6 protein-coding genes and 1 pseudogene are annotated in these 6,374 nt (G+C 68.0%); 4 read left to right on the top strand and 3 right to left on the bottom strand.

Translation table 11 applies throughout. From position 1 onward, the window contains the following. Window positions 1-397: 397 nt before the first annotated feature. A complete protein-coding gene (locus tag ACWGJ5_RS43705) occupies window positions 398-766 on the top strand; it encodes a hypothetical protein (RefSeq protein WP_453315170.1) in 369 nt (122 codons plus the stop codon). Continuing rightward, the gene (locus ACWGJ5_RS43700; RefSeq protein ID WP_453315169.1) at window positions 763-1,638 is read left to right on the top strand and encodes a hypothetical protein; all 876 of its coding nucleotides are present in this window, start codon (window positions 763-765) and stop codon (window positions 1,636-1,638) included. Before ACWGJ5_RS43705 ends, ACWGJ5_RS43700 begins: the two co-directional genes overlap by 4 nt. A 450-nt stretch (window positions 1,639-2,088) precedes the next feature. On the opposite strand, the gene ACWGJ5_RS43695 is transcribed toward ACWGJ5_RS43700, so the two are convergent. Continuing rightward, the gene (locus ACWGJ5_RS43695; protein ID WP_453315168.1) at window positions 2,089-2,640 is read right to left on the bottom strand and encodes a TetR/AcrR family transcriptional regulator; all 552 of its coding nucleotides are present in this window, start codon (window positions 2,638-2,640) and stop codon (window positions 2,089-2,091) included. A 115-nt stretch (window positions 2,641-2,755) separates the two neighbouring features. On the opposite strand from ACWGJ5_RS43695, the gene ACWGJ5_RS43690 reads away from it, so the two are divergent. After that, window positions 2,756-3,193, top strand: a complete 438-nt coding sequence (locus ACWGJ5_RS43690) for a nuclear transport factor 2 family protein (RefSeq protein WP_453315167.1) — start codon at window positions 2,756-2,758, stop codon at window positions 3,191-3,193. 106 nt (window positions 3,194-3,299) lie between these two features. Here the strand turns inward: ACWGJ5_RS43690 and ACWGJ5_RS43685 are convergent. Both ACWGJ5_RS43685 and ACWGJ5_RS43680 read right to left on the bottom strand, forming a co-directional pair. Further along, a pseudogene (locus ACWGJ5_RS43685) lies at window positions 3,300-3,838 on the bottom strand (transposase family protein); the annotation flags it as partial. A gap of 41 nt (window positions 3,839-3,879) precedes the next feature. Next, a complete protein-coding gene (locus tag ACWGJ5_RS43680; protein WP_453315166.1) occupies window positions 3,880-5,409 on the bottom strand; it encodes a helix-turn-helix domain-containing protein in 1,530 nt (509 codons plus the stop codon). A gap of 234 nt (window positions 5,410-5,643) precedes the next feature. On the opposite strand from ACWGJ5_RS43680, the gene ACWGJ5_RS43675 reads away from it, so the two are divergent. Beyond that, entirely contained in the window at window positions 5,644-6,276 is a 633-nt protein-coding gene (locus tag ACWGJ5_RS43675; protein WP_453315165.1) for an RICIN domain-containing protein, read from the top strand. Window positions 6,277-6,374 lie beyond the last annotated feature (98 nt).

The following is a 6,374-nucleotide window of genomic DNA, read 5'->3' as shown; positions in this document are numbered from 1 at the left end:
GTGCCCACTCCCGTTGCAGCCCTCCATCCCGACGGCACTCGGCTGGCCGTCGCGCAGGCGGAGAGCATCGCCCTCATCACGCTGCCGTGAGCCGGTCGACCGTACGCACCGTGGTCATTGCTAACCGAACCCCGGATTTGCGCATTCGCTGCGCAATCTCAGCCGACATTGAGCATCGGATCCTGGACCCTGCACGGCGTACGGCCCTCTCTCCTCCGTTGCGTACGGACGAACGTACCCCGTTGCAGGGCGCGTTTCCGGGCCGATCGGGCTGATTTGCCGCCCATTGGACGGTACGGTCTGACGTGGGGTCAGCACTAGCCGTGGGGGTGTGGTGACGGGTATCGAGATCGCGATCGGGTACCTGTTCGCGTGGGCTGTCCGGAAGGCTCAGCGCATGGCCGGGCGGGTTGACGGGGAGGTCGACCGGGCGCTGGACGCCGGGATGGACCGCCTGCACGAGTTGGTGAGCCGGAAACTCGGCAACGACCCCGGGCTGCACCGGCTGACTGAGGAGGCGGCGAGCGGGCGCGAGTTGCCCAGCGACCGGACCCGGCAGCGGGTTCTGCTCGCGCTGGAGGAAGCCGACGAGACCGATGCTGGCTTCGCCGCCGATCTCGAGCAGGCGGTGGCGCACTTGCAATCCCTTGCCCCGGCACCCGGCAGTCAGCCCGGCGGGGACCACATCGAGTTCCACCAGAACACCTTCGGCGGTCCGGTCCAGGCCAAGGGCGTCCAGCACATCCACCGCGGCGCCGCATCATGACTGACGGCAACAGACAGTACGGCGCGCAGGACGAATTCGAGTTCCGCGACAACACTTTCCAAGGCCCCTTCCAGACTGAGGGCGTCCAGCACATCCACTACTACGGCGCGCCCCCGACCACGCCTCAGCCACGCAAGTGGTGGCGGCGGCGGACGACGGGGGCGTTCGCGGCACTGGCGCTGGTTTTGGCTGCGGGAGGCGCGTACACGGTGTACGCGCTGGGATCGTCCGCCAAACCGGAGGGGATCCCTGTGCCGCGGCTGGTGAATCCCGGTAATGCGAAGCTCCCGTCGGACGTGCACATTCAGGCGGAGGAGCAGTGTGCCTCCAGCGTCAACTACTACGCGGAGACGGCGGACGACTACCAGAGGGGACAGCACAGGGGGCAGAGGCGTCTGGGGCCGGTAGCCGTCGACATCACCAGTCAGACGTCATCCAAAGAGGCAGTGCTGCTGGTGGGCATGCGGGTGCTGGATGTGCAGCGGAAGGCGCCTCCCACCACCGGAATCGCCGTTGGGGACGGGGGGTGCGGGTCGGGAGTGGACGTCAGGCCATTCTCGACCGATCTGGACAAGACCGATCCATCCATCATCGCGGAGGCGGGCGCGCACCCACCGGTTACCTTCCCCTACAAGATCTCGTCGAACGATCCCGAGGTGTTCAAGCTCACCCTGGAGAACACCACCTGCTTTTGTGCCTTCGCCGTCGAGATCGACTGGGTCGCCGCGGGAAAATCCGGCAAGACGATCCTGAACAATGGCGGGCCGGGCTTCCTGTCCGGTGCGGCCCCCAAAGTTCCCGCGTACACGCTCGACTCGTCCAGCAGACTGGTTCGGACGACGTACCGGCGGCTTCTCCCATCGAGCTCGTAACACGATCACTGGAACTCGGTGTCGGGATCGTTGATCAGGTGCCGGGTGATGACGAGGATCGAGCGGGCGACGGCGACCAGGGCCCGTCTGTGGCAGCGGCGTTTGACAATGCGCTTGTAGTGGGTGCCCAGGAAGGTATTGCCAGGGGCGGCGGAGAAGTGGCTCCGGTTTCCGGCTGCGCTGGCTCCGGCTGGGGTGGCGTGAACAGCGCTGGGTCAGCTGGAGACGGTCCAGCCCGGCAACGAGCCCGGACATGTGCTCCGAGCCCGACGACGCGGTTCCGACCTCGTAAAGCGACTCGCGAACCGGGCATGGAACCGATCCTGCTCCGCCGATCACACGGCAACACCGACATCCGCCACACAACAACCACCGGCCCGATCACGAAACCGTTTCGGCAGGGGAGTGGCGTCGCAGTACCAACCCTGTGATCCGTAGGCCGCAGGGTGGCTACTCGGAACGCCGCGGCGACAGTCCGTCCAGCACCATGTCGACCGCCCTGTCCACGACAGCCCGGTCACCCCCAGCGTTGGCCAGCGCCCTGATCAGCACGTAGACCTCGTCCACCGTTGCGTCCGCGCGCACCTCACCGGCTTCCTGGCCCCGGGACAGCAACACCTCGACGGCGTTCCGCAACGCAGAGGCCGCAGCCTCCACCTCATCAGTGGCGCCCGCCGGACCAGCGGACTCCTCCAGCAGCCCGATGAGCGCGAGCTTCGCCGGTGCGCCTGAGACCATCTCCCGGAACGTCATCCGGAAAGCCATCCCGGCCTCGCCACCCTCGCCTCGCGCCCGCGCTGTGTCGGTGAGCAGGGTGAGGTGCCGCACGATCGTGGCCTCGACCAGCACCTGCTTGGTCGGGAAGTGCCGGAACACGGTGCCGATCCCGACGCCGGCCCGGCGCGCGACCTCCTCGGTCGAACCGGCTTTGCCGCACTCGCCGAAGACCTCTTCGGCTGCGGCCAGCACCCGGTCCCGATTCGCCTGCGCGTCGCTTCTCATCCAGCCATTTTCCCTCCCCGGATCCCTCGCTCCCGCAGGCCCCGTGATCCACCCTTGCGATCCGGAGTGCCGACTCCGTATAGTCGGAGTGAAGACTCCGGTTAGAAGGGCGGTCATGATGCGAACCCCCGAAGAGACGTTCCGCGCCATGCTCGACGGCGCCTGCCGGCTGCAGAACGGTGACCGCGGTCAGGTCGACAAGCTGGCCGAGTTCTACGCCGAAGAAACCGACGTGCGACACCCGATGGCCCCGCTCGGCGACACCCCGCTGCTCAGCCGCGAAGCACTCCGGCAGCACTTCGCCGCGGCCGGGCTGACCGGCTTGGCGGGCTTCCGCGTCGAGGACGTACGCGTCCACCGCACTGCCGACCCCGAGGTGGTCATCGGCGAGTTCACTTACCGTGGCGACGCCGGCTGGGCCGTGCCGGGCATCATCGTCTTCCGAATCCGCGACGGGCTGATCGTCGAGTCGCGGGACTACATCGACCACCTCGGGCTCGCTCGTGCCACCAACACGGTCGACGCCCTCTGCGCGCAGCTGACAAACGCCTAAAGGGTGTTGCACAACAAGGCCGTGCCCGGGCAGGTCTGGGCCCGTGAGTGGGGTTGTCTGCTCATGAGGCGAGGGCGAGGTTGTGCATGTGGGCGACGGCCTGGACCGCGCCGTCACCGAGGACGGTCACGCCCTGGCAGTGCCGGCTGAGCCCGGAAGCGCGCCAGGCATGCGCGTCCGCGGTGGTTCCCGGCACCGGTCGGGCTGCCGTGACCACCAGCCTGGTGTCCGCGTCCACGATGACCTGCACGTTCGCCGAGAACCGGTAGTTACGGCCGGAGGCCGCGGTACTTCGGTCGCGGACCGGGATGAGCGTGCCGTCCACGATCCACATCCGTTCCGGGGTACCCGCCGAGCGGGAGACGGGCTCGAGCGCGAACAACGGTCCCCACCGCTGGATGACCCGGCACACCGTGGAGGAGGAGACACCGAACAGCGGGCCCAGCTGCCGCATGGTCAGGTTCGTGCGCTAGTACACCGCGACCATCAGCACCGCTCGCCCAACGGCAAAGACCAAGGCCGGCCCCGCAGCGTGCCGTTGCCACCCCGCTCCCGCACCAGCTTCAACAGACCCGAGAACTGCGTCATCCGCAGCGCCGTGAACGTCTCCACCCACACCCGCTCAGCACGTAAGACCCCGGCCATACCAAAGAGATGCCCAGCTCAGAGCCCTGTGCAACACCCTTTTAGGTACTCCCCTCGGCCAGGTCGAGGGCGCGTTGTGCGAGCCACTGGTCGTGGACGGCGCTCGGGGAACGCAGCAGGGAGCGTTGGAGCAGAGCTTCACTCCGTGCCAGCCGTTTGCGTACCGCGGATGTCGAGACGGACAGTGCAGCGGCCGTCGCGCCGATACGTGCATCGAGGTGAAGCCAGGTAGTGAGCGTTTGCGCGATGGAGATCGGGACGCCCGGCGTCCGTAGGGGACGGAACTGTCGTTGTGCCCACGCCACGACGTGGAGTGGCGCGAGGAGTTCGTCGAAGGAGGGCGCCGTCCCCCCGGCGTCTGACGTGCGATGCTCCGGGCGGGGCGGGATGCCTGACGTGATCGTACGCAGTGCGAGAGCCAGTGCAGCCTGGTCGGCGAGCCGGTTCAGGTCAAGGCCCAGCAGCTTCTGTATGAGTGAGAGACGTGCGGTCAGGGTGTTGCGGTGAATCTTCAGATGGGCCGTCGCGTGGGAGGAGAAACTGAGCCATGACGCGGCGGTGGCCAGCAGTTCCCTGCTGTCCGGGTCCTGCGAACGACGTGCGCAGTGGGCGCGCAGCGGCGCGAGGAAGACCGCGGCCCAGGCTTCCGCGGCCGGCCCGATGATGAGTGCCAGGTCGGGGTGGGCCGCGAACGAGGCACGTCCTTCGGCGCGGTGGCGTGCCGCGGCCAGGGCGTGGAAGGCCTGGGCGTAGCTGATGGCGGTGTCGCGTAAGGGCACCGGGTCACTCACTCCGATGCAGCAGGTCTCCGCCACGGAGCGAGGCCAGACCGGCTCGGCAGGCATGCCGGCGTGGGTCTCGCGGTCGGCCGGGGCGAGCACCACCAGGTGGTTGGCGTACACGGGGCACTGCACGATCCACGCGCGGTCGACCGCCTTGGCCCACGTGTCCGCGACCGCCCTGCGTATCTTGTGCGGTCCCTCGATGACGTACATCCGCACCACGTCGGGCAGTGCGGGCCGCAGTGCCCCCGCGACCTGGCGTGCGGTGGTCACCTGACCGTTCATCAGCAGGTGCACGACGGCTTCCCGGATCCGCGCATCGGCGTCCCGGACCCGGCGCTGCTGCTGCCGGGTGTACTCCAGCTGCCAGCACAGGCTCAGGCCGGATGCGGCATCCGCAAGCAGGACCGGCAGACCGGGTGGCATCGGCCGTGGCACCACGGCCGCGAGAAAGGGCGCGCGGACGCCTGGTGGGCCGTCGAGGGGAAGGACGACGCACGTGAGGTCTTGCTCGTCGATGGTCACGGACCTGAGCCCTCGCGCGGTGGCCTCCCGGATCCCGTGCAGTACGAGATCGTGCTCGGCCCTGCCGAGGGGCAGCGGGGGCGGGGAGGCGGCGGCGCCCGAGCGGTTCACCAGGAGGACGACGGCCCCGGTACGGCCGGCCAGCCAGCGGAGCAGCAGCGCGGTCCCGCCCTTCCGGGCTGCGCGCTGCATGTCCAGCACGTCCTCGGCCCGTCGGGCCCGTCCAGTTGCCGCCGTGTCCGAACGCAGATCATGTCCGTGCATGTCACTCCCTCGAGAGACAGCCGAATCCGTTCGGCCGGAGCGTATCCGGGGCTCTGCCAGGCGGACAAAGGGGCTCACTGTGCGGTCTGGCACCGGAGGGACCGCCTCACTGTGCAACGGCGTCCTTCGCACCCTCTTCGTCCGCCGTAGGTTCTGCCGTGTCCATCCGATGCCGGGCGAACGACCACTCGCCTTACTTGCATCACGGGATCTTGTCCGAAACAGGGGGAAACCATGAAGAAGTCCGTCAAGCTCAGTGCCGTGGCGGCGATGGCAGCGCTGGTCATGGTCGACGTGGGCATGGGGACGGCCCACGCGAGCCCGGGGAACTGGCAGCTTCACACACCCTTCGCCGGCAACATGTGCCTGGACGCCGCGTACGCGCCCGGCGACCCGCACCAGGATCCGTGGAAGGACGGTGACAAGGTGCAGATGTGGGTCTGCAACGGCCAGGCGCAGCAGGGGTGGATCTTCCACCCTGTCAGTACGCCCAGTGGCGTACCCGCGTTCACCATCACCAACCAGCGCAGCGGTCTGTGCCTGGACATGGACATCAGCGGTGGCACGTACCACAACATCCCCAACGACTACAAGGGACACCTGGTCCAGCTGTGGCACTGCATCACCAACAACGGGCAGCCTGAGGCGAACCAGGTCTGGTACCAGCTCTCCGGTGACTACGATGGGTGGGCGCGCCTGCAGAGCGGTTCCGACTCCGGCGGCAGCTTCGACTTCATGGACGCCAAGAACTACGGCGGCACCGACCCGTCGCAGAACGGGGACCCCGTGCTGGTCTGGGACTACTACTCCCCGACCTCCCCGGACGGACGACACGGGGACGCGCCCCAGAACTGGAACTGGACCTGACCACGACCACCCGCGGATCAGTGCACTGACCACGATTCGGGCGACTCCATGAACCAGTAGAGCAGCCCTCATGCACATGCCGGAGGATCACTTCGCAA

The sequence above is a fragment of the Streptomyces sp. NPDC054783 genome (assembly GCF_053611725.1).
Note: the sequence above shows the minus strand (reverse complement) of the source record. Positions and strands in the feature narration are given on the sequence as shown.